The sequence below is a fragment of the Thioalkalivibrio thiocyanodenitrificans ARhD 1 genome, assembly GCF_000378965.1.
GTDB lineage: Bacteria > Pseudomonadota > Gammaproteobacteria > Ectothiorhodospirales > Ectothiorhodospiraceae > Thioalkalivibrio_A > Thioalkalivibrio_A thiocyanodenitrificans.
Genome location: NZ_KB900536.1, coordinates 949901 through 974568 on the forward strand (window position 1 = coordinate 949901; position 24668 = coordinate 974568).

Annotated in this window: 25 protein-coding genes, 1 pseudogene and 1 riboswitch; of the genes and pseudogenes, 7 read left to right on the top strand and 19 right to left on the bottom strand. The window is 60.6% G+C overall.

Annotated elements, in window-relative coordinates:
- Positions 1 to 113: 113 nt before the first annotated feature.
- Positions 114 to 1085 (bottom strand): transposase, encoded by a 972-nt coding sequence (locus tag THITHI_RS0104455; RefSeq protein WP_033336904.1) that lies wholly within the window; start codon positions 1083 to 1085, stop codon positions 114 to 116.
- A gap of 103 nt (positions 1086 to 1188) precedes the next feature.
- Here THITHI_RS0104455 and THITHI_RS0104460 point away from each other — a divergent pair, with 103 nt between their 5' ends.
- On the top strand, positions 1189 to 1374 hold the full coding sequence (locus tag THITHI_RS0104460; protein WP_033337056.1) for a type II toxin-antitoxin system HicA family toxin: 186 nt from the start codon (positions 1189 to 1191) through the stop codon (positions 1372 to 1374).
- A 4-nt stretch (positions 1375 to 1378) separates the two neighbouring features.
- Positions 1379 to 1807, top strand: a complete 429-nt coding sequence (locus THITHI_RS0104465; RefSeq protein ID WP_018231876.1) for a type II toxin-antitoxin system HicB family antitoxin — start codon at positions 1379 to 1381, stop codon at positions 1805 to 1807.
- A gap of 288 nt (positions 1808 to 2095) precedes the next feature.
- Here the strand turns inward: THITHI_RS0104465 and THITHI_RS0104470 are convergent, their stop codons facing one another.
- Both THITHI_RS0104470 and THITHI_RS0104475 read right to left on the bottom strand, forming a co-directional pair.
- Positions 2096 to 2395 (bottom strand): addiction module antidote protein, encoded by a 300-nt coding sequence (locus tag THITHI_RS0104470; protein WP_018231877.1) that lies wholly within the window; start codon positions 2393 to 2395, stop codon positions 2096 to 2098.
- A complete protein-coding gene (locus THITHI_RS0104475; protein WP_018231878.1) occupies positions 2385 to 2702 on the bottom strand; it encodes a type II toxin-antitoxin system RelE/ParE family toxin in 318 nt (105 codons plus the stop codon). Before THITHI_RS0104475 ends, THITHI_RS0104470 begins: the two co-directional genes overlap by 11 nt.
- A gap of 184 nt (positions 2703 to 2886) precedes the next feature.
- On the opposite strand from THITHI_RS0104475, the gene THITHI_RS18435 reads away from it, so the two are divergent.
- From THITHI_RS18435 to THITHI_RS18440, 3 genes are all read left to right on the top strand, one after another.
- Complete coding sequence (locus THITHI_RS18435; RefSeq protein ID WP_018231879.1) at positions 2887 to 3171, top strand: CopG family ribbon-helix-helix protein; 285 nt, start codon at positions 2887 to 2889, stop codon at positions 3169 to 3171.
- Positions 3159 to 3452, top strand: coding sequence for a type II toxin-antitoxin system RelE/ParE family toxin (locus THITHI_RS0104485; protein WP_018231880.1), 294 nt, complete (start codon positions 3159 to 3161; stop codon positions 3450 to 3452). Before THITHI_RS18435 ends, THITHI_RS0104485 begins: the two co-directional genes overlap by 13 nt.
- A gap of 135 nt (positions 3453 to 3587) precedes the next feature.
- Entirely contained in the window at positions 3588 to 3827 is a 240-nt protein-coding gene (locus THITHI_RS18440) for a type II toxin-antitoxin system RelE/ParE family toxin (RefSeq protein WP_051079911.1), read from the top strand.
- Positions 3828 to 4163: 336 nt separating this feature from the next.
- On the opposite strand, the gene THITHI_RS0104495 is transcribed toward THITHI_RS18440, so the two are convergent.
- The 8 genes from THITHI_RS0104495 to THITHI_RS0104530 all read right to left on the bottom strand — a co-directional run bounded on the left by THITHI_RS0104495 (position 4164) and on the right by THITHI_RS0104530 (position 14049).
- The gene (locus THITHI_RS0104495; protein ID WP_026186054.1) at positions 4164 to 5624 is read right to left on the bottom strand and encodes a mannose-1-phosphate guanylyltransferase/mannose-6-phosphate isomerase; all 1461 of its coding nucleotides are present in this window, start codon (positions 5622 to 5624) and stop codon (positions 4164 to 4166) included.
- A 209-nt stretch (positions 5625 to 5833) separates the two neighbouring features.
- Positions 5834 to 6961, bottom strand: coding sequence for a glycosyltransferase family 4 protein (locus tag THITHI_RS0104500; RefSeq protein WP_018231883.1), 1128 nt, complete (start codon positions 6959 to 6961; stop codon positions 5834 to 5836).
- A 65-nt stretch (positions 6962 to 7026) separates the two neighbouring features.
- Positions 7027 to 7929 (bottom strand): NAD-dependent epimerase/dehydratase family protein, encoded by a 903-nt coding sequence (locus THITHI_RS0104505; protein WP_018231884.1) that lies wholly within the window; start codon positions 7927 to 7929, stop codon positions 7027 to 7029.
- Position 7930: 1 nt separating this feature from the next.
- Positions 7931 to 8965 carry a GDP-mannose 4,6-dehydratase gene (gene gmd / locus THITHI_RS0104510; RefSeq protein WP_026186055.1) on the bottom strand — a complete coding sequence of 345 codons (1035 nt, stop codon included), beginning with the start codon at positions 8963 to 8965 and terminating at the stop codon, positions 7931 to 7933.
- 645 nt (positions 8966 to 9610) lie between these two features.
- Positions 9611 to 11464: a hypothetical protein gene (locus THITHI_RS18445; RefSeq protein WP_156820472.1), complete on the bottom strand. Its 1854-nt coding sequence runs from the start codon at positions 11462 to 11464 to the stop codon at positions 9611 to 9613.
- Between the two features lie 23 nt (positions 11465 to 11487).
- Entirely contained in the window at positions 11488 to 12084 is a 597-nt protein-coding gene (locus THITHI_RS0104520; protein WP_018231887.1) for a hypothetical protein, read from the bottom strand.
- Between the two features lie 4 nt (positions 12085 to 12088).
- On the bottom strand, positions 12089 to 13114 hold the full coding sequence (locus THITHI_RS0104525; protein WP_018231888.1) for a glycosyltransferase: 1026 nt from the start codon (positions 13112 to 13114) through the stop codon (positions 12089 to 12091).
- Complete coding sequence (locus THITHI_RS0104530) at positions 13111 to 14049, bottom strand: UDP-glucuronic acid decarboxylase family protein (RefSeq protein WP_018231889.1); 939 nt, start codon at positions 14047 to 14049, stop codon at positions 13111 to 13113. Before THITHI_RS0104530 ends, THITHI_RS0104525 begins: the two co-directional genes overlap by 4 nt.
- A 482-nt stretch (positions 14050 to 14531) precedes the next feature.
- A riboswitch (cyclic di-GMP riboswitch) is annotated at positions 14532 to 14618 on the top strand.
- A 97-nt stretch (positions 14619 to 14715) separates the two neighbouring features.
- Between THITHI_RS0104530 and THITHI_RS18450 the strand changes: the two genes are divergently transcribed.
- The gene (locus THITHI_RS18450) at positions 14716 to 16722 is read left to right on the top strand and encodes a S8 family peptidase (RefSeq protein ID WP_018231890.1); all 2007 of its coding nucleotides are present in this window, start codon (positions 14716 to 14718) and stop codon (positions 16720 to 16722) included.
- A gap of 66 nt (positions 16723 to 16788) precedes the next feature.
- The gene (locus tag THITHI_RS19715) at positions 16789 to 17676 is read left to right on the top strand and encodes a tail fiber domain-containing protein (protein ID WP_083908655.1); all 888 of its coding nucleotides are present in this window, start codon (positions 16789 to 16791) and stop codon (positions 17674 to 17676) included.
- Positions 17677 to 17749: 73 nt separating this feature from the next.
- Here the strand turns inward: THITHI_RS19715 and THITHI_RS0104550 are convergent, their stop codons facing one another.
- The 8 genes and pseudogenes from THITHI_RS0104550 to THITHI_RS20970 form a co-directional block, all read right to left on the bottom strand.
- A complete protein-coding gene (locus THITHI_RS0104550) occupies positions 17750 to 18613 on the bottom strand; it encodes an IS3 family transposase (protein WP_018231893.1) in 864 nt (287 codons plus the stop codon).
- A complete protein-coding gene (locus THITHI_RS0104555) occupies positions 18610 to 18918 on the bottom strand; it encodes a transposase (protein WP_018231894.1) in 309 nt (102 codons plus the stop codon). The genes THITHI_RS0104550 and THITHI_RS0104555 overlap by 4 nt, the downstream gene beginning before the upstream one ends.
- A 228-nt stretch (positions 18919 to 19146) precedes the next feature.
- Complete coding sequence (locus THITHI_RS20100; protein ID WP_083908656.1) at positions 19147 to 20106, bottom strand: lysylphosphatidylglycerol synthase domain-containing protein; 960 nt, start codon at positions 20104 to 20106, stop codon at positions 19147 to 19149.
- 56 nt (positions 20107 to 20162) lie between these two features.
- Positions 20163 to 20915 carry an FkbM family methyltransferase gene (locus THITHI_RS21180; protein WP_083908657.1) on the bottom strand — a complete coding sequence of 251 codons (753 nt, stop codon included), beginning with the start codon at positions 20913 to 20915 and terminating at the stop codon, positions 20163 to 20165.
- On the bottom strand, positions 20912 to 21982 hold the full coding sequence (locus THITHI_RS0104565) for a glycosyltransferase (protein WP_018231896.1): 1071 nt from the start codon (positions 21980 to 21982) through the stop codon (positions 20912 to 20914). Before THITHI_RS0104565 ends, THITHI_RS21180 begins: the two co-directional genes overlap by 4 nt.
- 208 nt (positions 21983 to 22190) lie before the next feature.
- The gene (locus THITHI_RS0104570) at positions 22191 to 22991 is read right to left on the bottom strand and encodes a class I SAM-dependent methyltransferase (RefSeq protein ID WP_018231897.1); all 801 of its coding nucleotides are present in this window, start codon (positions 22989 to 22991) and stop codon (positions 22191 to 22193) included.
- An 8-nt stretch (positions 22992 to 22999) separates the two neighbouring features.
- Positions 23000 to 24115, bottom strand: coding sequence for a glycosyltransferase (locus tag THITHI_RS18460; protein ID WP_018231898.1), 1116 nt, complete (start codon positions 24113 to 24115; stop codon positions 23000 to 23002).
- 54 nt (positions 24116 to 24169) lie between these two features.
- Positions 24170 to 24540: pseudogene (locus THITHI_RS20970) on the bottom strand (IS3 family transposase); the annotation flags it as partial.
- Positions 24541 to 24668 lie beyond the last annotated feature (128 nt).

The window sequence follows — 24668 nt, forward strand, 5'->3', positions numbered from 1 at the left end:
CAAGTCTAGTTTTATCTAGTTTACTCTCCGCGGGCACCCCACGGGGGTCAAGTCTAGTTTTATCTAGTTTACTCTCCGCTACAACGCCATCTCCGGGCGCAACGCAATCAGCATCACGCTCCACTGGCAGAGACCCAATCCCCCATGATGGCGTTGATCTCCCCTCTCAATGCCTTGTCTTCCGCCATGCGCCGACGCAATGCGCGTATCGTCGATCCCGCGCTGGCATAACTGGCCAGGCCAAATGCACCCGCGATCTCCGACAAGGTCATCCCGCACGCCTCCTGCGCCGCATACATCGCCACCGCGCGCACCGGCTTGCCGGCATTCCGCCCGCGCCGGGTGATCCAGACCTGCCGTTCGTCCTCCCCAAACCGCGCACAGACAACGCGCACCACCTCCTCCAGCGTCGGCCGGGGCCGATGACGCGCCACCTCGGGCACATCCACGCTCGGCGCACGCCCATCAAGCACTCTCTGGCGAAACTCTTCGTCGCCCAGAATGGATGGCGTGCCACTTTCGTAGAATTCACTTAACCCCTCGGCAGTGTCGCCCTCCATGTACACCCGATAGCGGGCGTGCGTGCGACGTTTGCCAATGGCCCCCAGCACGTACCCGGTTTCCAGCCAATCCGGCGCCGGCTCCAGCCCCACATAGGCCCGATAACTGGACCAGCGGTAGTCCGCTAGATCGTCCACCAGACCGGCTTCCAGAGGATTGCGATGGATGTAGCGCGAGAGTTCCAGCCAGTGGGCTTGCGCATCCACCAGAACCGACTTGTAACGCCCCCGGAACAGCGGCCCGTCCCTGCCCTCACGGCGATTGAAGTACTGCGTGTACACCCCGTTCACATGGCGCATGATCCGCTGCATGTTGCCTTCCGGGGTACGCAAAAGCAGGTGGTAATGGTTGTCCATCAGACAATACGCATGCCACTCCGCGTGGAAACGCGCATGCGTATCACCCAGCAGCGACAGGAAGTACAGCCGCTCGGCGTTGGTCCTGAAGACCTTCTGCCGGCCAGCGCCCCGGTTCATCACGTGATACCAGGCCCCGGGGTATTCGATGCGAAGTGGACGTGCCATGGGCGGAGATTAGTCCGATAAACTATATTTTACTAGACTTGACCCCATCGTCTTTGACCCCATCGTCTTGCGCTGAACCCTGCGGGTGTGCATCATACACACCATGAACAGCAGGGAGCTGATCAGGGAACTCAGGGAAGCAGGCTGGCGCCAGGTACGGGTACGCGGCAGCCATCATCAGTTCTCACATCCCGATCATCCCGGAGCCATCCTCACCGTGCCCCACCCGAAGAAGGATCTTGGCAAGGGACTGGTCAAGGCGATTCGTAAACAGGCAGGACTGGAGTAGATTGATGCGGTACCTCATTCTGATCGAACCGGGCACCGAATCCTGCGCGTATGGCGTCGTGGTTCCTGACTTTCCCGGCTGTTTCTCAGCCGGTGACACCTTGGAGGAGGCCATCGAGAATGCCGAGAACGCCATTCTCATGCACCTCGAATCCCTGATTGACGCCGGTGAACCCCTCCCGGCCCCTCTGCCCGCTGAAACCTACGTGAACAACCCGGCATACAAGGGCTGGATTCATGCGATGGTGGACATCGACGTAAGCCGTATCCAGGGGCCCGCGCAACGCATCAACATCACCATTCCCAAGCGGGTATTGCGGGCCATCGATGCCGCGGCAGCGCGCGCGCATGAAACACGCTCCGGGTTTCTTGCCCGGGCCGGGCTTGAGTTAGCCAAATCGCAAGGATCCGACGGGAATACTAGCCCCGACTGATCCCTGCGGATGCCCCATCGGGGATCGCCTGACCAGCCTGCATATCCCACACCGTTCATAGCGAGAACACCCCGTCACAGCACGCAGATCGGCGGCCGCAGTAGTAGAGAGATATGCACGCCATGCTCCCCGAATCGTCCTCGACTCCCGGACGCGGGTCCCACAGGTCACTCCCTTCCGCTGGACATGAATCACCCGGACGGCGCTGAATCGGCTTGCTGACTGCCATGGTCGATAAACTATATTTTGCTAGACTTGACCCCTATAGGTAATGACATACACCAGCAATCAAGCCGCCCTCGGCCGGACCGACAATTCAACACCAAATGCCCCCAGAATCGCCCGAAGACTGGACAACCGTGGGTTCCCCTCCTTGGAGAGGGTCCTATACAGCGATTCCCGCGACAAGCCGCTGCGACGCGCCAGTTCCGACATGCCACCAATTGCGTCCGTAGCATTCCTGAGCGCCAGCAGCAGAACCCGTTCATCACCGTCCTCGAGCGCCGCATTCAGGTAATCTGCAATATCCTCAGCAGACTTCAGATAGTCAGCCGAGCGATACGGCACCGAGCGCGATTCATTGACCATGATAATCTCTCCAGAACTCTCTCGCTTTCGCAATATCACTCGACTGCGTCGACTTGTTCCCACCGCACAGAAGCAGCACGAGCGCATCGTCATCCCACGCGTAATACACCCGATATCCACCACCTTCGGGGATACGAAGCTCACGAACTCCCTCACCAACTGGCCTCCAGTCCCCTTCCAGACCAAGCGCCAGACGGTCGATCCTTACCTGAATCCGCCTCTGCGCCCTCCTGTCGCGGAGCCCGGCGAACCATTCGTCGAACGGAACCCGCGCCTGTACCGTCCTGTACTTGCGGATCTCAACCATACCCGGATTGTAGCTTATAAATTACACCGCACCAAACGACAATCCGCCGGCCCCGTTCCAGTTGCCCCCCGGGCGAATCCTGGCCTGAAAAGGACTGACCGGCCCCGGACGCGATGCATATCGGAATCTTGCACCTCGCCCACTCGGGTACTACGATATGACTACCTGTGCCCCGGAGTGAGTCATGCCCGTCGTATCTACATCCATAAAGCTCCCTGAAGAACTCAAGGCCAGGATCCAGCGGCTGGCCGAACTGAGTCACCGCTCGCCCCACAGCGTCATGGTCGAAGCGCTCGAGCGGGAAATCTCGCGCGAAGAACGGATGCATGAATTCGTTCTCGAGGCCATGCGGGCGGATAACGACATCGAGGAAGGCGGCCACGTTTATCGTGCCGACGATGTGCACACCTGGCTGAAGCGGTTGGCGCAGGGAGTCGCCACCGATAGGCCACGGCCTTGCCGAAAGTAATCTATTCCGAGAACGCGCTCGAGAATCTGGAGCGCCGGTTCAAGTTCCTGCTCGAACACGACCCGACAGCAGCGGTAACGGCAGCCGATGTCATTACCTGCGCAATAGATGCGCTCAAGGCACATCCCTTGATCGGCCGCAGTATTGAAAGCGACATCCGCGAACTGATCATCTCCTACGGCAAGTCCGGCTACGTCGCCCTCTATCGCTTCATCCCCGCACGCGACCAGATCCGCATCCTCGCCATCCGCCACCAACTGGAACTCGACTATCCACCATGAATGGACGATCGCACACAGCCCGTAGCGCCTGCGTGTCTTGTGTGCCGGTCCCCGTAGACCGTCCCACGAAGGTGTGGGTTTGACCCGGCGTTTGAGTGAAGTCGATAAACTATATTTTGCTAGACTTGACCCCCAATGGGGATATGCGAACACGACCCGACAGCAGCGGTAACGGCAGCCGATGTCATTACCTGCGCAATAGATGCGCTCAAGGCACATCCCTTGATCGGCCGCAGTATTGAAAGCGACATCCGCGAACTGATCATCTCCTACGGCAAGTCCGGCTACGTCGCCCTCTATCGCTTCATCCCCGCACGCGACCAGATCCGCATCCTCGCCATCCGCCACCAACTGGAACTCGACTATCCACCATGAATGGACGATCGCACACAGCCCGTAGCGCCTGCGTGTCTTGTTTGCCGGTCCCCGCAGACCGTCCCACGAAGGTGTGGGTTTGACCCGGCGTTTGAGTGAAGTCGATAAACTATATTTTGCTAGACTTGACCCCCAATGGGGATATGGGGATACCGCGCCGATCGCCCGCAGGAGCGGGCTCCTACAGGGGGGGAAGCGCCCCATCCAACGGGCAATGCCTTCGCCAGGGCCGGTCCCGTAGGAGCCCGGTCCCCCGGGCGATTTCCCACAGTCAACCCCTACCCTCTGCCGGATGTGCGGCAAACAATGCGAGACCTGACCTCATAGGCGGGGCTGCTACTTCACGCGCCCGTAGGTATCCTCCAGGCGCACGATGTCGTCCTCGCCCAGGTAGGCGCCGGACTGGACCTCGATCAATTCCAGCGGGATCCGGCCGGGGTTCTCAAGACGATGCTTTACGCCAATCGGGATGTAGGTGGATTCGTTCTCACTGAGGATGAACACCTCCTCACCACGGGTGATGCGGGCCGTGCCGCGCACCACCACCCAGTGCTCGGCACGGTGATGGTGCATCTGCAGCGAAAGCATTTCGCCGGGCTTCACCGTAATGCGCTTCACCTGAAAACGCTCCGCCGAATCCACGCACTCGTAGGTACCCCAGGGCCGGGCCACACAGCGGTGGGTCCGGGTCTCGCCGCGGTCTGCTTCGCGCAGCTGCTTGACGATCTCTTTCACGTCCTGGGTCCTGGCCCTGTCCATGACCAGCACCGCATCGCCGGTCTCCACGATCCCCAGGTTCTCCAGGCCTACCGCGGCGACCAGCCGCTGGCCGGCATGCACATAAGTGTTTCGGACCCCTTCGGTAAGCACATCCCCGACGAGCACGTTACCGTCTGTATCCTGCCTGCCGATCGCCCAGAGGGATTCCCAGGAACCCACGTCATTCCATCCCGCATCGAGCGGCACCACCATGGCGCGGTCGGTCTTCTCCATGACGGCGTAATCCACGGAATCCGCGCGGCAGCCGGCAAAGGCCTCCTCATCCGGACGCAGGAAATCCCGGTCGCACGCCTGCGCCTCCAATCCCGCGCGGCAAGCCTCGAGAATATCCGGGGCATGGCGCTCCAGTTCCTCCAGGTAGCTGGATGCACGGAACAGGAACATGCCGCTGTTCCAGAAGTAGTCACCCGACGCGAGATACCTCTCCGCCGTTGGCGCATCGGGTTTCTCGAAAAATTCCGCCACCAGGTACGGCCCGTTGTCAGCGCTCCCCGATCGGTCGGCTTTCACCAACTGACCATCAACAACGGACCACTGACGTTCCTTGTCGGCCCGTATATAGCCGTAGCCGGTATGCGCAGAGGTGGGCACGATACCGAACGTGACCAACGCGCCCTCCTGGGCCAGGGGCAATCCCGCGGCAACACTCTCATGAAAGGCGTCCACGTTCCGGATCACGTGATCCGCGGGCATCACCAGCAGGACCGAATCCGGATCCGCCTGGGCCAACGCAGCAAGTGCCACCGCCGGTGCCGTGTTGCGCCCCACCGGTTCCAGCACAATCGCTTCGGGCTTCACACCGGCCTGGCGCAACTGTTCGGCCACCAGAAAACGGTGCTCCTCGTTGCACACCACCACCGGCGCCCGTCCGCCGGGAAAGTCCGCGATCCGGTCCAGCGTGCACTGAAGCAACGTCCGATCGCCATCCGAGAGTGGCAGGAACTGTTTCGGATACAACTCCCGGGACATGGGCCAGAGCCGGGTGCCGGAACCGCCTGAAAGAATCACTGGAATCACGGGAGAATCACTCCTTGATCGTAACGATAATGCGTGGAATCAGTTGTCAGTTGTCAGTTGTCAGTTGTCAGTTGTCAGTTGTCAGTTGTCAGTTGTCAGTTGTCAGTTGTCAGTTGTCAGGAGCGTAATCGGCCCCGGAGGCATGTCAACGGGTTTTCACAACGGACCACTGACAACTGACAACGGACAAATCGTCCAAAGATACTTTGTCAATGTCTGCCGAGCACATCCCTATAGACCTCAAGGGTCATCGAGGCAGTGCGCTCCCAGGTGAATTCCCTCGCCCGGGACAATCCCGATGTTCGCAATCCTTCGGCAAGGCCCGGCACTTCGAGGATCTGGCGCATGGCGTCCGCGATCTCGCCCGCGTCTTCGGGATCCACCATGAAGGCCGCCCCTTCGGCCACCTCCGGCAATGCGGTCGTCCCCGAGGCCACCACGGGGATACCGGCCGCAAAGGCTTCGAGTACAGGCAGACCGAAGCCCTCGTGAAGGGACGGGAACACCAGGGCTGCCGCTCCACTCATCACGCTCTTCAGATCAGACTCCGGCACATAGCGCAGCCAGCGCAGCCCCGCATCGCCCTCGGCCTCAAGCCGGGCGATCACATCCCCACACCCCCAACCCGCCCTGCCCACCACGATCAGCGGTACATCGCGTCGCAGGGAATCAGGCAGTTGCCGGTGGGCGTCGATCAGCCGCGCCACGTTCTTGCGAGGCTGCAAGGTCCCCACGAACAGGAAGTATCGCTCCGGGAGCACGTAGCGGTTGCGCACCCGCGCGACATCGTCCCCCGCGGGCGGTTCGAACCAGCGGTGGTCCACGCCAAGCGGGATGACGCTGATGCGCTCGCCCGGAATACCGAACCAGCGTTCGATCTCGAGCCGTGAGAACTCGGAGATCGTGATCACGTGATCGGCCCAACGCACCGATCGGCGCCACAAAGCGTTGGTGACTCGCTTCAGCGGATAGGACACCCACTCCGGATGGGAAAGCGGAATGGCGTCCATGACCGTGGCCACCACGGGGATGCCCCGCACGCGGGGCACCAGGTGGTCGGTGGCATGGACCAGTTCAACCCCGGCCATCGCGCGCAGACCAGGGAACGAGGCCCCGGTCACCAAAGCACGCAACGCCTGGCGATGAAAACTACCGGCATCCTGCGCGGATACGCCGCCCGGAAGGCTCGCCGGCGGGCCATAGACGAAGGGCAACAGGTCCACCGCGTCCATGGCCGCCAGGCGCGAACCCAGTTCACGCGTGTAGGCGCCGATACCATCGACACCGCCTCCCGCCGTACCGTGAGCGAGCGCCGTCATGCCGAACGCCACACGCATTGCCACATCAGACACCCCGGGTGGAGTGGTCGCCTTAGTTCCGCGGGTCTCAGGGACAGCCGCGTTCACGCGGGCTCCCGGCTCTCGTACATCCAACGCAGGGTGTCGTGCAGGGGAATCCACGGCATCGCGCCCAATGCGGCATCCAGTCTCGCGCGGTCACCATGAAGGCACTTGACCTCGTTGGCACGCACAAAATCTGGATTGACCCTCACTTCGATCCGATAACCGGAAATCTCCTCCATCATGTCCAGGGCCTGCTGAAGACTCACGGCTCTCCCCGAGCAGATATTGAAGGTCTCGCCAGCCGGCGCAATCCGGATCAACCGCATATAGGCATCGACCACGCTGCGGACATCCGAAAAATCGCGAGCGACGTCGACATTGCCCAACTCGATCACCTGCCTGCCCTGGCGGAAATGCTCGACAATCTTCGGCAGCAGGAACCTGTCCGATTGGCCCACGCCCGTGTAGTTGAACGGACGCGCCATAACGACCGGAAGCCGATGGGCCCACAGCCTTGCCATGTGCTCCATGGCGAGCTTGCTGACGGCATAATCATTGGCGGGTGCGGTCGGGCTGTCCTCCGTCAGCGGCCCTCCCTTCGCGTTGCCGTAGACGTTGGCACTGCTGGCAAGCAGGACGCAACGCGGCACGTGCGCACAGTGCGCCAGCGCCTCCAGAAGGTTGCGGGTACCGATGAGATTCACGCGATAGAAATCACCCGCATCCGCGTGACCCACAAAGGCAATCCCCGCCAGGTGGACGACCACGTCGGGCCGCACCTCCGTCACAGCCTTCGACAGAGCGGGGCGGTCTTCGAGATCCACCGTGAAGTAACCCGGGGAATCGGAGGGATGCGATCCGATCCCGAAGACCTCATAACCGCCTTCGGTCAGTGCTCGCTCCATATAGCGGCCCGTGAAACCGCTCAGGCCGGTGACCAGTGCGCGCGGTTTCGAACTCATCTCAGAATGACCGGGGTTGATCGATGCGAGGGAGATCCGCTTCGTACATCATTTGGCAGAGCTCCTCGAGACTCGTCTTCGCCTCCCAGCCAAGCTCACGCCTCGCCTTCTCCGCATTGCCGATCAACAGGTCCACCTCGGCGGGCCGGTAGAATCCGGGGTTGACGCGCACGATCGTCTTTCCCGTCTCCATATCCACCCCCTGTTCCGATTCACCCTCACCGCGCCACTCAATGCCCATGCCCGCCGCCTTGCACGTCATGGTCACGAAATCCCGCACGTTCTCCGTACGCCCGGTGGCCAGCACATAGGTGTCGGGCTGTTCCGTCTGCAGCATGCGCCACATGCCGTCGACATACTCCTTCGCATAACCCCAGTCCCGCTTGGCATCCAGATTGCCCAGCTCCAGCACGTCCAGCTTTCCCCTCTTGATCCGGGCGATGGCATCGGTGACCTTGCGGGTCACGAACTCACGGCCACGAAGCGGGGACTCGTGATTGAAGAGGATACCGCTGGCCCCGAAGATTCCGTGGCTCTCACGGTAGTTTACGGTCATCCAGTGCGCATAGAGCTTTGCCACGCCATAAGGGCTTCGGGGATAGAAGGGGGTACTCTCGTCCTGCGGTACGGTCTGCACCTTGCCGAACATCTCCGAGGTGCTGGCCTGGTAGAAGCGGATGCCCGGGTTCACGATACGGATCGCCTCCAGGAGATTGACCGCACCCATGCCGGTGATCTCTCCGGTGGTAATGGGCTGATCGAAGGAGACGGTGACGAAGCTCTGGGCCGCCAGATTGTAGACCTCGTCGACCTCGGCACGTTCCAGCAGGCGAATGCTGGCCGAGAGGTCCGTTAAGTCATGTTCCACCAGATGCAGGCCGGGATGGTCCTGAATCCCCAGTTCCTCGATTCGCCAGAAGTTGGCCGAGCTGGTCCGCCGATAGGCGCCGAACACCTCGTAGCCCTTCTCCAGAAGCAACTGCGCCAGGTACGCGCCATCCTGGCCGGTAATGCCTGTAATGACTGCCTTTTTCATCATGACTCCCCTTCCCTTTTCATCCTGCTGAACCAATGACTTCCATGCGCACCGCGTCGGACTCGCGCCGTATCGATAGGAGCCCAGTACCCTGGGCGATCCTGCCCGCCGGGACCAAACCCCTTTCGCCCGGAGGACCGGGCTCCTACGCGTGTCCTGCCCTTCCGGTCGGGGCCCAGTCCCCTGGGCGATCCTGCCCGGGCCCGAACCCCTTTCGCCCGGAGGACCGGGCTCCTACGCGTGCCCTGCCCTCCCGTAGGAGCCCAGTCCCCTGGGCGATCCTGCCCGGGCCGAACCCCTTTCGCCCGGAGGACCGGGCTCCTACGCGTGTCCTGCCCTTCCTGTCGGGGCCCAGTCCCTTGGGCGATCCTGCCCGGGCCGAACCCCTTTCGCCCGGAGGACCGGGCTCCTACGCGGCCCTGCCCTCCTGTAGGAGCCCAGTCCCCTGGGCGATCCTGCCCAAACTAAACCCCTTTCGCCCGGAGGGCCGGCCCTTCCCGACGAACGGGTTCCATTCGAGGCATCAAGGCACCGATACACATGGGATACGGCACAGGACTGTTCCCACACAAAAATGCGGCATTCTACCCTCGATACCACGGCGTCGCGACGAACCACGTCTCGAGATCGCAACCTGATCCGGGATCACGGCCCCGGTTGGGGGTCCACGGGCCCGGGGATCGGTACGAGCTCATAACCCGTTACCCGCAGTCGATCATCACTGGTGACAAAGATCCGGATCTCGGCATCCCGGATCGGGGAAGTCACCGAGACCATGCCTTCGACCACGCCGGCACCCGCATCCGGATGATCCGCCAACGGAAAGACCGCATGGCGTTCCCGGCCGGTGCCGGACACCAGTTCGACGTGTCCGCCCGCGGCCGCATCGACCTCGCCGAACACGCGAAGCCGGTAATCGCCCGCCGGCAGAGTTTCGTAGGGCCCATACAGCAGAAATCCGCGCCGCCCGTCAGACACGACCGCCCCCGCCTCCCTGCGCCCCACCAGGCCCGGCAGCCGCGCCAGCGCCTCCGCGTCGATCTTGAGGGCTCTGGGCGGCATGGGCGCCAACGCAAGGACCCGATGCCCCCGATCGCTCACCACCCGGGCCTCGCGCAATTCCAGAGGCGCGATGTAGGTGTTGGCCTGGCGCACGCATTCGGCCACGTCCGCCTTCAGACAGCTGATCCGCAGCACCCCGTCCGCGTCGATCCTCGCCTGGGCCGCGCGGCGCAGCGCCTCGCCGTTGCCGCTCGCACGCTCGGCCACACCCAGGCTGTCCTCCCCGCGAAGCAAACCCCGCATCACGGCCGCCCATGCAAGGTTGAAGTCACCCGCATAGAACGACGTATCGGCCTGTCCAAGTGCGTCCACCCGCTGGATGAATGCATAGTCCTCAAGGGGGACGAATGGCCTGGCCAGATAGCCCACCACTCCCGCCAGGACAATTCCCGTCAGGGCCGTGCGAAACCCTCTCCCCAGCGGGAGACGCACGCGCGCCAGCCCCAGGGAAATCAACATCACCGCCGCGAAGACGACCATGGCGAAATACCGGAAGTGGTACTCGTTGAGGACCACCCACGTACTGCCGGAAAACACCACCAGCCATCCCAGGCCGAAACCCAGCAGGGCCGCCCCGAGCCGGCCCATGGGCACGGCATCCCGATCCGCGATCCCCGGCGCGTCCCGGCGGGATGACCACCACCACGACCCGGCCACCAGCACGAGCACGGCGATGGCATTGACCGTGTACAGGACCTGCAGGATGTTGCCGATCACCCCTGCCATGGCCGCCGGGAGCGAGCTGAAATCAAACCCGGCGTAGGCCTCCGCCCCGGGGCCGGGATAAAGGCGCGCCACCATGCCCCAGGCCGCAAACACCGCAACCGCCGCCCCCGAAAAGCCAAGTGCACGGCGATCCAGCCTGCCCGCCAGCCAGACATGCGTGCCGCCGAGCGCCAATGCCGGCAGGACGACGCTGTAGTTCACACCCGTCGCGACCACCAGCAGCGCCATGCCTGCCGGCCACGCAAGCCACCGGGGACCTGCGGAAACGAATGCCACATAGGCCAGACCAAGCAGCAGCAGGGAGAGGGTGTACTCCACATGCCAGATGACAAAATCAAATACCGCCGCGGGCCTGAACACCAGGAAGACCACCGCCACCACGAGCACGAACAACTCACGTGCACCCGGCAACCCGACGCGGCCACCCCCTGACGCCAGGCGTGCCGCCTGACCGGTCCAGAATCGAATCATCGCGAAGAAGGCCAGCGCGGGAAACAGCAGGTTGGCGTAGAGATTGGCCGCCGGATCACGAATGACGGACGTGAGCAGCGGCCCGACATTTAGCAGCCGGTTCTGTTCCCAGAAGAACAGAGTGACGTTCTGCAACGACATCACGGAATAAAGAATGACATCGCCCGAATGTATATCCGGTGCGAAGCGATTCACGGTCAGTGCCGCCAGACCCAGCACCAGGGCCGCATCCAGCCACATCCCATGCCACCGGATCCGGCCCATCAGCATTCATACCCGGGGCTTTCCACGCCGTCCCGAAAGGGGTCGATCAGCGCATCTGAATGCTCGCCCATCAGCAGCCGGTTTCTCGGCAGGAAATGGAGCCGGTAGAAGCGGCTGAAAGCCGCCAATCGCTCACCTCTCCCGGTCAGTCTGACGCAGTCATCCTCGATCAGGATCGTTCCGGATGCCAGTTGTTCAGTCAGGCGCACCTGGACCAGCCGATGCTCGGGCATGTACTCATCCACGAAAACCTCCCCGAAGCGATCGAGACGAATCCCGCCGCCACGCTGGTCAAGCTTTTCCAGGATGTAGAAAGACAGGGAACGGTCGATGACCGTCGGTACCGAGATCGCGAAGGCGTAGGCGGCCAGGATCCAGATCAGGCACAACTGAAACTTCTCAAAGATGCTGAGCGGCCAGAACCAGCGCGCCCCGAACAGCACAGCCGCCCCGACCAGACACGCCACCAGCCCGTCAACCAGGGCGCTGTACAACACCACATCCACGGTCAGGAACCGCACGTGCACCCAGTGCACCGCCAGCAACGCCAGCAGGAAAACGGCCGTTGCCACCCCTGCGCGCCAAACCTTGATCATCGGATCACCCGTCGCATGCCTCCCGTCCATCGCCAGCCTGCTCCGCCCTGCCTGCCGGCGCTGCGCCCATTTCCGGACCGTCCGGCTTCACCAGCACCGCGTCAATGAACGCCAGGTAAGCCGGGCGGCCCAAGACCCCGCCACCACCGACGCCGGTCCGCATCAGCAACATCCAGGCGAGTACTGCCGTCTGCGCAAACAGCAGTGCCACGACACCCAGCGCCACCGGCACCCAATCGGGTATCGCGGCCCCGGCGGTTTTCAGCAGAATGGCACCCGCGCCGACCAGCAGGGACAGGGCGGCCAGCAGAATGAAGGCCATCCCGATCCTCACCAGCACGGTCTCTCCAAACACCCTCAACGCCCTCGCGCCATGCAGCACCAGTGCGGAGAAACTCATTCTGCTCTCACCCGTATAGCGCCGCCCCCGATCGGTCGGACAGCCGGCGATGCGAAGCCCGGAACGCAGCGCACAGGCCGCCACGTGGACCCACAATTCGTGCATGGCGGCCAGGCGCCGGACAGCAGCCGGGCGAAGCGCCATGAAGTTGCCGAACCCGATCCGCCGCCCGGTGAGCATCCGGAAGGCCCACTTGTACACCTGGTAGAACACGCGAAAGCCCGTGCTCTCCTGGCGGCGCCGCCGCTCGGCCACCACCACATCCGCGTCGCCGTGCCCCAGCATATCCAGAAGCGCGCCCACGCTCGCCGGAATATCTTCCCCATCGGCATCCATGACCACCACCCGCTCCGCGCCGGGCAAGTGGTCCGCGACGTAGTTGAGCCCGATGGCGATCGCGCGCTGATGCCCCATGTTGCGGGTCAGGCGCAGGACCAGTCCGTCGATCCCCTCCAGGTCGGACGCCTCCAGCGGCTCCCGCACCGATCCGTCATCCACCGCCACCACGAACGCCCCCTCGCCCAGCAGGGAACCAAGCTCCGCAAACAACCGGGAGGCGGCCTTTCGATCCTCGTAGACCGGTGTGACGATGACCGTGCCGATCTTTGCATCCCCGCCTGCCGGCGTCATGCCCGCAGAATCCCGCGAAAGTACGCGATCGTCTCCTTCAGGCCGTCCTCCAGCGTCACCGTCGGCGTCCAGCCCAGTTGATCGCGAACAAGCCCGATATCGGGTCTGCGCCGACACGGATCATCAGGCGGGCGCGGCCCGAACTCGATCCTCGACGTCCCCCCGACAAGCCGCACGATCGTCTCGGCCAGCTCGAGGATGGTGATCTCGGTGGGATCGCCGATATTCACCGGGCCGGTAAAATCCGGCGGGGTCTCCATCAGCCGCATCAGACCGTCGACCATGTCGTCCACGTAGCAGAAACTCCTTGTCTGCTGCCCGTCCCCGAACACGGTCAGGGGCTCCCCCTTGAGCGCCTGCACGACAAAGTTGCTCACCACCCGCCCATCCTTCATGTCCATCCGCGGGCCGTAGGTGTTGAAGATCCGGGCCACCTTGATGCCCAGGCGATACTGTCGCCAATAGTCGAAGAACAGCGTTTCGGCGCAGCGCTTTCCCTCGTTATAACAACTGCGCACACCGATCGGGTTTACCCGCCCCCAGTAAGATTCCGACTGCGGATGCACCTCCGGATCCCCGTACACCTCGGACGTGGAGGCCTGAAGGATGCGCGCCTTGACGCGCTTGGCGAGGCCCAGCATGTTGATCGCGCCGTGCACCGACGTCTTGGTGGTCTGCACCGGATCGAACTGGTAGTGAACCGGCGACGCCGGGCAGGCCAGATTGTAGATCTCGTCCACCTCCACATAGAGCGGGAACGTGACATCGTGACGCATGGACTCGAAAAGAGGATTTCCGATCAGATGGGCAACGTTCGACTTCGTGCCGGTGAAGTAGTTGTCGACGCACAGGACGTCATCGCCCCGCCGCACCAGGCGGTCACAAAGATGGGAGCCGATAAAACCCGCGCCGCCGGTCACCAGAACCTTGTTCACACATGATCCCCCGCAAGGTCTGGCCCGGCGCGCCTGAAGACATCGTTCACGATTTCACCCTTCCCGCTGTTCTCGCGGGTTCCACAACGCGTTGCGCATCGCCCGGCCTGCCCGGGCGTTCATGATACGCACCATCCCGGGAGCATTGCCAGGGTACGGATCCGACACAACCCATCTTGGACCGGGACGTGATTCCCCTGGATGCAACCAGCACGAAGCGCCTGCAAGCGGATCAGCCACATGTAGGAGCCCGGTCCTCCGGGCGATCAGGGTTTAGCCTGGGCAGGATCGCCCAAGGGACTGGGCTCCTACACGGCGGGGATCAAAGCACGCGTGTAGGAGCCCGGTCCTCCGGGCGATCAACCCCCACCGCACAGATCGCCCGCGGGAGCGGGCTCCTACGAGGGGTGATCTGGGGGTGCACGGGATGAACCTCGCCCCGCTTGACCCGCTTTGATCCGGCGGCATAATGTGAATTCAAAAGGTTTCAAGGGCAAACTGCGGGTGACCGTAGGGCGCAAAGTCGTGGATCCCGCGTGAACAGATCGCGGGACAGCCTGGCTACAACCGCCCTCCCGAATTCCTCCTGGCCACGACAGGAAAACCGGCCGGAGAGTTTGCTCCAACACGATATTCCTCCCGGTCGGATGGCCCGGATCTCATGATATGAAACGCACAAACGGCGTCATATTTCGCCTTGCCGCTGTAATCCTCATCGCGGCGCTGGGGTTGCTCGGCTATACGCTGCCGACCGCCGGCGAGAATCCCCACCTGCCCGCGCTGAGCTCGCATCCGGCATCCGTCGAAACTCCAGAGGAACATCACGCCGCATTGGTCAACCGGGCGATTGCCGACGGCAACGTGCCCATCCTGGTTCAGCTCGACGTTCATCTGGTACTCGAAGAAAAGCTGCCGGACCATGCCGCCCTCACCGCGCAGCGCGAACGGCTGCGCAGCATTCAGGAACAGGTCCTGCAACGTCTGTCGGCCGTGCCGGCGCCCGAAGCGGCCCGCGGAATCAAGCGATTCCACCTCTTTCCCGGCTTTGCCATGCAGGCCAGTGCAGTCGAGATCCAGAAACTGCTCGAAGACCCCAAGGTTGTCCGTATCTTCGAGGACACCCCCGTACCGCCCCTGCTGGACGACAGTGTGCCGCTGATCGGCGCGGATGGCTCCGGAACCTTCTCCGGATTCACGGGAGACGGGCATGTCATCGCGATCCTCGATACGGGTGTCGACAAGCACCATACGTTTCTGAGCGGAAAGGTGATCTCGGAGGCCTGTTATTCAAGCACCGTGGAGGCTGATGGCTCCACGTCACTTTGTCCGGACGGTGTCGCCGAATCCACGGCACCCGACTCCGGCCTGAACTGCCCGGGGAGTATCTCCGGCTGCGATCATGGCACCCACGTGGCCGGCATCGCGGCAGGGAAAGGCGACACCTTCTCCGGCGTTGCCCGGGAGGCCGAACTCATCGCGATCCAGGTGTTCAGTGAGGTCTCCGGCACCATATGCACGAACCACGGATTGTCGTCACCATGCATTCTCAGTTACAACTCAGACCTGCTCAAAGCACTGGAAAGGGTGTTCGATCTGCGCAACACCTACGACCTCGCCTCCGTCAACATGAGCCTCGGCGGGGGCGCCTATCCCAGCGCATGTGACGACAATCCGCTCAAGACACCCATAGACAACCTTCGCGCCGCGGACATCGCAACGGTGGTTGCCAGCGGCAACAACGGCTTCACCGACGCCATCAGCAGCCCGGCCTGCATCTCCACTGCCGTGAGCGTCGGCAGCACGACCAAGTCGGACATCGTATCGGCCTTCAGCAACAGCGCGGATCTCCTGGATCTGCTGGCACCGGGCGATTCAATCTTCTCTTCGATACTCGACAACAGCTTCGGCTACAAGTCCGGAACCTCCATGGCCGCGCCTCATGTGGCGGGTGCCTGGGCCGTGCTCCGGCAGGCACAAAGCGATGCGACGGTGGATACCATTCTGGACGCATTCAAGAGCACCGGCGTCCTGATCACCGACACCCGCACCGGCGCGGGTAACCGGATCAAACCGCGTATTCGCGTGGACGCCGCGATCGAGGCCGTCACGACCGGCACGGGTCCCGCGCCCGAAGAACCGCCCCCGCCCCAGCAGATCAAGACCGGCGAAACCATCGACGGGATCACCGGTGATCAGGGCAGCGAGCGGTATTTCTTCATCGAAGTGCCTGCCGGCGCATCCGACCTGGTCATCAGCACCTTCGAAGGCACCGGGGACGTGGACCTGTACGTACGCTTCGGCACGCCACCCACCCAGTCGGAGTACGACTGCCGCCCTTACCTGCCGGGCAATGAGGAAACCTGCGAGTTCTCAACGGCTCCTGACGGCATCTGGTACATCATGCTGCATGGCTGGGACGCCTATGCCGACGTAAGCCTGACGGCCAGCTATGCATGTGAGCCCGGGCAGATCCTTCAGATTTCCGGAACCGTGATCGATGCCTATTCACTCACCGCATGCCGGACCATCCGCACGAGCGGGGATGGCTTTACAGTGAATTCCGATGCCTATGCACAGTTCAGGGCAGGCGAGCGCATTACCCTGTCTCCCGGCTTTCGGGTTCTCCCGGGAGGAAGCTTCAACGCACGCGTGGATACCGCTCTCGCGCCCTGAACAAGGTGTCGGGCCCCCTTGCACCTCCATTCTCGAAAGATCCCGTATCGACATCAGGAGATCGACATGTTTCAACCATCCATATCCGGTTCAGTACCCGTCCGCCAAGGGTTGATGGTCTCGGTCCTAGCCCTTGTCGCCATTTTGTACAGCCCCCTTCCGCAACAGGCGGTACACCAGGCAGGCGCCGGCATCCTGACGCTCGTCGCATCCTCCGCACATGCCAGTGGTGAGATGTATGTCGAACCTGAGGGTGTCGGAATCGGTACGGCGAATCCCCAGCGTCAGCTTCATTTGGTCGGAAACAATGCGGTTTTCCGTATGGACCGGTCTGCCAACACGGCGGCATTCCTGATGGTGCGTACCGACGCAGGTGGCACTCCCCTAAAAACCTTCGTGGTCGGCACCAACGCCTCCGGTTCGGACAACGGCGAGTTCATCATCACCGACCTGGGTACCGCACTCGGGGGCTCCGGAGCCCGACGCCTTACGATTACCAACGATGGCGAGGCACATTTCACCGGCACCGTGCGCGCTCCCGCGTTCGTGCAGACCAGTTCGGCACGGCTCAAGGACAACGTTGAAACCCTGCGCCACGCGCGCCTCGCCATACAGCAGCTACGCGGGGTTCGATTCTCCTGGAAGGACTCGGGTGAAGCGTCGTTGGGAGTGATTGCCGAGGAAGTCCAGGCCGTGTATCCGGAACTAGTGGACACCGAGGACGGCATGGCGGCGGCGGTGAACTACTCCGCCCTGGTGGCGGTGCTGGTGGAAGCGGTCAAGGAACAGCAGACCGTCATGGACGATCAGCAGAAGGAGATTGCCGCCCAACAGGCCCGTATGAAGCTGCTGGAGAACCGACTGGCAGAAATCGCGCTATTGAAGGCCCGCTTGGCGGATGTCGAGGACCAGCTCACCCGCGGGCACCTCCAAAGCGCAACACTTTTGGAGTGATGCATCGCGATCCACGGATGGGGTTGCCACCATGGGGCGGGGCGTCTGAGCTTCCCCCAATAAAACGGACGGTTTAATTGCTCGCGTATCGTGCTTCGTATTCTACCGGCGCCAGGTAGCGTAACGAAGCATGCCGTCGTTGCCGGTTGTAGAACACCTCGATGTACTCAAAGAGGCTTTGCTTGGCTTCTGCCCGGGTCTTGTAGTCCTCGTGGTGCACCAGTTCGTTCTTCAGGGAACCGAAGAAGCTTTCGGCCACCGCGTTGTCGAGGCACTCGCCCTTGCGGCTCATGCTGCAGCGCAGGCCGTTCTCGCGTAACTGCTGCCGGTACGTCGTCGAGGCATAGGTGCTGCCCTGATCGGAGTGGACGATGAGGTTGTCGACCTTTTTTCGACGCCACAGCGCCATAGTCAGGGCCTGCTGCACCAGTTCGGTATCGTTGCGGTTGCCCATGGCCCAGCCGATCACCTGACGGGAGAAGAGGTCCAGGAGCACGGCGAGGTAGAGCCAGCCCTCGCGGGTGGGGATGAAGGTGGTATCAGAAACCCAGGCAGTGTCCGGCTGGTCGACGGTAAATCGTCGCTGTAGCAGATCGGGTGCGGGCTGCAGGGTGTTCTTCGAATCCGTGGTGATGACGAACTTGCGGGCCATCCGGGACTTGATGTCCGCCGCCTTCATCAGGCGAGCCACCCGGTTAACACCACAGGCCGCGCCTTCGGCGACCAGGTCTTTGTGGATCTTCGGCGAGCCGTAGTTTTGCCGGGAACGTTGATGATAGTAGGCGATCTTCGCGGTGAGTCGTTTGCTTTCCTGGGTCCGCGGGCTCTCGGGCCGATCCAGCCAGTCGTGGTACCCGCTACGGGAGACCCCCAGTACCGCGCACAGCCGTGAGAAGGTGTGTTGATGACGGTGTTCCCGGATGAAGGCGTACTTCACTTGGACTCCCGAGCAAAGTACGCCGCGGCTTTTTTTAGGATTTCATTCTCCTCCTTGAGCCGCTTGTTCTCCTGGCGAAGCGTGGCCATCTCGCTCTGGCCTTCTTTCCTGGGCCGGCCCCGTTTGCTTGAAGCCACCTTGCCTTTCTGACTCATCTGTTCCTTCCATTTGTAGAGCTGGTTGCGTCGGATGCCGAGCTGCCGGGCTACTTCACTGGCCGGCCTGTCGGATTCCTCCAGCAAGCGCAGGGCTTCGAGCTTAAAGGCTTCGGGATAGGTTTTATAGGGCTTGCGTTTGACGGTCATGGGACACTCCTTGGGGAGACGCTCGTCTCCGATTAAAAGTGTCCGCTAAACTGGGGGAGGTTCAGTCTGACCCGATGCTTCCGTGAACCCGATAAACTATATTTTACTAAACTTGACCCCATGGCTAGCCCACGATATGGCGCTTAACGGGCTCCATACCAGTCGCCTCGCATGGCTTCCCGGTCGAAGGGTTCGAAGCATGTCGGACGGGACGAATTCATGACATTTTCAACGGCCTGTTAAAGCAGGTTTCTGGCTAAAACGCCTCAGCAGTAATCCGACCAGTAGTGATATCGCGTCACCAACAGTAGTTGTGATTCTTAGAGTAATCCCCAGTCCTATCGCCGCACCAGTGCCGAGAACAGGAGAAAGCGTTACTGCCATAACGGCTTCCCGTATCCCAAGCCCACCTGGTGCTCCTGGCACAAGATACCCAGCCAACCACGCAATTGCGAATAAACAAGTTATTTCAAAAACATTACCGCCAGACACCCCAAAAAACCACTCGGCCTGGAATTTAAGGATTAGCCCCATAATCAAAAAGCTAGCCAGATAAAGAAGGCCCACTGCAATAGCCGTTCTTGGGCTCGGAGTGCTTATTGAGCTGCCCCCCGATAGCCGTTTAGCTAGTTCTGGGAAAAGCTTGTTAATAAACTTTATTCCGATCCAAGGAGAGAGCAACAAGACGAGCGTCGCGGCCGCAAGCTCAGTCGCACCGATTTGAATATACGAACTGACTGTACTTGCATCGACATACAGGAGCACGGATAAAAGCGACAGTCCCGCTCCGGTACCTGCGCTCCAGAGCATTTCGACTACTATTGTATTTAGAACAATTGAAACGGGAATACCGATGTCTCTTGCAAGAATAATACGGCCAAAGTGTTGTCCTACATTGCCAGGTAGATATTTTCCGAACTGAGCGATTGCGAATGTACCGATTACATCCACTTCCCCCCTTTTGACCCCGTTGTCTCGCAAAAGGAGCAGCCAAATTACTCCTCCAATTATCGTGCCGAATACAATGAGTACCGCACTGCCTGCCATAACGAGAATGGCTGAAGGGGTAACCGTGATGCTAGGTATTTCTTCGCGAAAAGACCAAACCAGCGTCACGTAGAAAACCAAGGCCACCAAAAAAAATACGGCCTGAATAAGTTTCTTAATTGAGTTCTTACTCACCAGCATCCGGACTCGTGTGGCGTAATGCCCTTCCGAGGGGCATGCATCTTCCGCAATACGCGTTAGCTATCTTGGATAAAATCCAAGAATCTGTGGCTTTTAGGGACGAACAAGATATTTCTACTGCCATTCTCGTGCGAAAAAATATCGTTCCCGCATAGGCAAGGTCCGGTTCCAGTAACGATTATCGATTCATACCCAAGTGTACGAAGGAACGTGACAATTTCTCTACACCTCTCTGATTGGCCATTTTCATAAAACACTTCGACAAGCAACACCGGTTTATCTCGCTGTATTGTACTCTGTCCGCCAGCGATCACACGTTCCTCGGCGCCTTCCACGTCGATTTTTACAAACCCTACATCCTTAAAATCGTAAGAATCCAGCGTGCGGACCCTCACACGCCTTTCTTCACCATGCGTGTTGCCAACAAGTGACGCTCTAGTCGTGACTCGCCTCCCATTGCTAACCGGTATTCGTAGAGTGAACTCACCATTCTCATCGGCTAAAGCTGAGTTAATAGCGGTCAATCGTGGGGAGCCGTATCTCCGTATGTAATCGCATAGTTCGGAAATCGGTTCAAAACCGTAAACGTGCTGTGCGCGCTTAGTAAGTGCATAGGAATAAATACCCTTATTAGCACCCACATCTATTGCCACCCGGTGAGGATCGACAAGGACATCCAGATAGTACATCTCCGGTTCCAGTGCCCCTACGAATCGTTGTCCGTGATATCGAAGCGGAAGCCGCAGTGACTTGGGCACTGCTTTCTCGAGAACCTCCAGTTTGCGAGAAAACGTGATTGGCAACTTCATGGTTTTGCGTCCAAAATTGACTTGACGAGGCCCCACCAACTCAGACGTCTCCTGTATGATGCAATAGCGTCAGGACTGTAAATACACTCACTTGACAGGACCTTCCGGATCGCCTCAGCCAGCATAGCACCCGAGTCAGGATCAATGAGTGTTCCGCTAACCCCATCTTCGACTACATCCGGAAGCCCGCCCACCCGTGTCGCGATGACCGGTTTTCCATAGCGATAGGCAAGTGGTATCACGGCGCTTCCAGTCGCACTCCGATATGGGAGAACCACCAAATCGCAACGCTCGAAATAACTGGCAGCCTCGCCGTCAGATACGTAGCGCGGCTCGAACTCTACTTTATTCTCGATTTTATTATCAACGATAAACTGGCGAGCGTCTTCTTCACCTTTCCAGAATTCTCCGACAACAGACAGGAATATATCCTCATCTTTAAGGAGATTGATTGCCTCCAACAATACCTCGAGTCCTTTATATGGTCTGATAAAGCCGAAAAAGAGCAATTCCAGCTTGGCTCTTCGAGGTAACCGGGTTGTCGCCTCAGGAAATTCTTCGAACACAGGGATGGGATGGATCGTTACGCTCCGTTGGGGGAAGCGATGCCTTAAATTACGCTCATCGACAACGGTGTGGACCACGAAACGATCGGCGGACCGTAGCACTAAATCACCCAGACGGCGCTTCCAAGGGGCGTCTTCATGACCAAATACGTTATGGCATAGGAATACGATTTCGACATCTTGGCTCTTGAGTCGCTGACTGAACCACCAAAAACAAGGTGCCCAATACACATGCCACCAAGGGAAGATCGCGATCGACGGTCCAAACTCCTTCGCACGCTTCAGGGCCTTAGACCAACTAAGGGGATTGATAGAATCAATGAGGTACTCGACGCCTTCCTCTCGAAGGTCACCTTTGCTGCGGTCTTTGTCATCCTTCCCGGGAAACAGCCAACGGGGGTACTGTCTGCTAAATGAAATCATTAGGGTCTCTGTTTCCTTTGCCAACGCACGATACAACATGGTGGTGTGCTGGGCGATGCCGCCGCGATAAGGGAGCACGGGCCCGATTAGAAGGACACGAACAGGTCCTCCTGGTGAGGACGATCGGGCGCAATCAGAATCGGGTGGAATGGCGTCCACCTTCTTGATTACCGGACAAGTAACTGAGCATACGGTGCATTATCGACCACAATTTTGCACGTGCGCGTACCACCGCGATTGGCAGTGACGATCATCGCTCCGCCTATTTCCCTGCGTCTCCCTGGCATTATTCTTCGTGCGCCTTCCTGGCGCGCAGCATATATCCCTTCCCGATGCCGAATTTTCCCAACACCCCTTGGGCCAGGAACGAACTCCGCATCAACAGCCTGCCGGGAATACTGCACAGATGCGGATACAACCGCATCTCGACAGGGCGCTCCACGCCGCTCAAGGAGCTGCCCACATCCTTTCCGCCGATCCCCTCACGCCTGCGCCGAGACAATTGCCGCGCATGAACTCGGGCGCGGATCGGATCGATCAAATTCGCAAGCGGCGACCCGTAGGCCTCGAGATGGTCGATGGCATAACCGCACTCTGCAACCAGCGACTCGAGCCCTTGTCGCTCATAACGGCGGTAGTGGCCCGCCCACTCATCGCTGGCTGTCCACTGGCTCATGTGCGCGGGTACAGACAGCAACAAGTTCCCGCCCGGCTTGAGCCATTGTCGCCATTGCGCCAGGGCCGCCCTGTCGTCCTCAATGTGTTCGAGCACCTCGAATGCCATGACGCAGTCGAACCTTTCGTGCCATCGGTCATCCGGCCTGTCTGCGACGAAGACGCCCGATTCCGCGTTTAGATGACGCGCGATGGCCAACGCTGCCGCGGAGGTTTCGAGTGCCGTACACTTAAGACCCCTGCCGGCCAATTCATAAAGAAGCGCTCCTGCACCACAACCGATCTCCAGTATGTCGCAAGGCTCTACCTCGTCAAAAAGCCTCAGGATCCGGTCACGTCGCAGCAAATAGCTGGGCGCGGGGACCCATCCCACTTCGGGTGCGCTCGGCCCGTACAAGGCGTCATAGTCCATCGTCCTCTTTACCCCGAAGCCGCCGTGTTACCGATCACTTCGGTCATTCTGCGACCGATGCTGACAGGAGATATCCGTGCCCTGACGGCCGCGTGCAGTCCCGGCTCGCATTCCGGGCTTGCACGCACCGCTTGTGCGAGCGCCACCGCGTCCGCCGGAGGCACCAACGCGATACCCGTCATCCCGCTGCCGACCAGCTCGCGGATCGCCGGCGAGTCGCGCGTAATCAGCGGTTTGCCGCTCATCAGGATTTGGAACACCTTGTTAGGGATCACGCGAGCCGCCTTGTCAGTGTCACCGAAGATGCCGAGGCACACGTCCGCGCGGCGTATCCAGTGCGCGAGTTCCAGATAGCGCACCCATGGCAGCCATTTAACCCGAGGCAGCGGCGATTCGTCGAGCATCTTTCTGATTCTGCCCGCCTCCTGGCCGCTGCCGATGATGATCCAGTGGATAGCCTCGTTCTTCGTTTCGCGCGCCGCGTGGATGATCGTCTCGATGCCGTGCAGGGGGATGAACTGTCCGTAGAAGAGCGCGATCTTCTCGACTCCGGCAGGACGTTCCTCGGCCGCGGCGACGGGAAACGCCTCCTGCTCGGCGCCGACCCAGACAACGTCAGTGCGTTCCGCCGGGCACCCGAATGTCGCAACGAAATAATCCGCATGGGCTCGCGTGTCGAGCACCACCCGGTCGGCCGCCCGACACGCCAGCCATTCCAGTACATACAAAAGCCATGCGACGGGGTGCCATTTCCGCAACAGGCACCGATCTTCAACCACGGTATTGTAAAGAGACAGGAAGGCATCCCAAACGATCGGTACACCCCGCAGCCTCGCGAACGGCCAGAGTACCAATACATCCATCTGCCCCATATACCCCACCACGACGGCATCGTGCCGGGGCGCGCGTAGATAACAGCTGATCAGCCACGGATAGGTCAGGAGCCATCGGCCGGCCATCACCAACCGCGAGAGCCAACCGTGTACCTGGCTCTTGTCCTCGATGTCGCCCCAGACCTCGCGATGGCACTCGATAACCTCGATTCCATTCTCCGTCAGGCCGCGGCGAATGATCCGCACACGGGGCTTGCCATTATCGTAGGTTCCCCACAGGACGACGCGCATCAATTCTCCCGGCACTGAACCACTCCGGGCTTTTCGGAGGCTCGTGGATTTGAGTCACGCCGCCATGCGTGACCCGCGGATTGTAGTGCAATGCTCCACTTCGACTTCTCCCGATGGCCTGTCGCCATTCGAGCTAAACAACCAACGATGATTGAACCAGTCAACCCACTCCAGGGTCGCAAACTCAACCTGATCGAGGTTTCTCCACGGATCGCCATTTGCGGATCACCTCGGTTTTATCTTGTAGAGTCGGTTGATTGTCTCGGCGAGAGCGTCATCGTAGGAGCCCCCACGCTCCCTACCGATGGTTCAATCTCGGCCTCGGCCAGTCGCTGGCTGTAGCGGAGTAACAGATACTTGCTTAGGTTCAAGTAGTCGTCGCAACACTGGCGCGCATACAGCGCCTGTTCCAGCGCATCCAGCACCAGCCGTACGGCCCGCCCCTTCACTTCTTGTGAATCGCTTGGTCTTCTCATATATTGCTCCATTCTCTCAAGATATGGAGCCTCTGGGAAACTCGGGGTGGTTCAATATTCAAAACATAAAATCTAGC

Excerpts from the sequence above, each read along its gene's own strand:
- THITHI_RS0104455 (WP_033336904.1), bottom strand. The coding sequence starts at position 1,085 with ATGGCACGTCCACTTCGCATCGAATACCCCGGGGCCTGGTATCACGTG.
- THITHI_RS0104460 (WP_033337056.1), top strand. The coding sequence starts at position 1,189 with ATGAACAGCAGGGAGCTGATCAGGGAACTCAGGGAAGCAGGCTGGCGC.
- THITHI_RS0104465 (WP_018231876.1), top strand. The coding sequence starts at position 1,379 with ATGCGGTACCTCATTCTGATCGAACCGGGCACCGAATCCTGCGCGTAT.
- THITHI_RS0104470 (WP_018231877.1), bottom strand. The coding sequence starts at position 2,395 with ATGGTCAATGAATCGCGCTCGGTGCCGTATCGCTCGGCTGACTATCTG.
- THITHI_RS0104475 (WP_018231878.1), bottom strand. The coding sequence starts at position 2,702 with ATGGTTGAGATCCGCAAGTACAGGACGGTACAGGCGCGGGTTCCGTTC.
- THITHI_RS18435 (WP_018231879.1), top strand. The coding sequence starts at position 2,887 with ATGCCCGTCGTATCTACATCCATAAAGCTCCCTGAAGAACTCAAGGCC.
- THITHI_RS18440 (WP_051079911.1), top strand. The coding sequence starts at position 3,588 with ATGGGGATATGCGAACACGACCCGACAGCAGCGGTAACGGCAGCCGAT.
- THITHI_RS0104500 (WP_018231883.1), bottom strand. The coding sequence starts at position 6,961 with ATGCGTGTGGCGTTCGGCATGACGGCGCTCGCTCACGGTACGGCGGGA.
- THITHI_RS0104505 (WP_018231884.1), bottom strand. The coding sequence starts at position 7,929 with ATGAGTTCGAAACCGCGCGCACTGGTCACCGGCCTGAGCGGTTTCACG.
- gmd (WP_026186055.1), bottom strand. The coding sequence starts at position 8,965 with ATGAAAAAGGCAGTCATTACAGGCATTACCGGCCAGGATGGCGCGTAC.
- THITHI_RS18445 (WP_156820472.1), bottom strand. The coding sequence starts at position 11,464 with ATGTGGCTGGATGCGGCCCTGGTGCTGGGTCTGGCGGCACTGACCGTG.
- THITHI_RS0104520 (WP_018231887.1), bottom strand. The coding sequence starts at position 12,084 with ATGATCAAGGTTTGGCGCGCAGGGGTGGCAACGGCCGTTTTCCTGCTG.
- THITHI_RS0104525 (WP_018231888.1), bottom strand. The coding sequence starts at position 13,114 with ATGACGCCGGCAGGCGGGGATGCAAAGATCGGCACGGTCATCGTCACA.
- THITHI_RS18450 (WP_018231890.1), top strand. The coding sequence starts at position 14,716 with ATGAAACGCACAAACGGCGTCATATTTCGCCTTGCCGCTGTAATCCTC.
- THITHI_RS19715 (WP_083908655.1), top strand. The coding sequence starts at position 16,789 with ATGTTTCAACCATCCATATCCGGTTCAGTACCCGTCCGCCAAGGGTTG.
- THITHI_RS0104555 (WP_018231894.1), bottom strand. The coding sequence starts at position 18,918 with ATGACCGTCAAACGCAAGCCCTATAAAACCTATCCCGAAGCCTTTAAG.
- THITHI_RS20100 (WP_083908656.1), bottom strand. The coding sequence starts at position 20,106 with ATGCTGGTGAGTAAGAACTCAATTAAGAAACTTATTCAGGCCGTATTT.
- THITHI_RS21180 (WP_083908657.1), bottom strand. The coding sequence starts at position 20,915 with ATGAAGTTGCCAATCACGTTTTCTCGCAAACTGGAGGTTCTCGAGAAA.
- THITHI_RS0104570 (WP_018231897.1), bottom strand. The coding sequence starts at position 22,991 with ATGGACTATGACGCCTTGTACGGGCCGAGCGCACCCGAAGTGGGATGG.
- THITHI_RS18460 (WP_018231898.1), bottom strand. The coding sequence starts at position 24,115 with ATGCGCGTCGTCCTGTGGGGAACCTACGATAATGGCAAGCCCCGTGTG.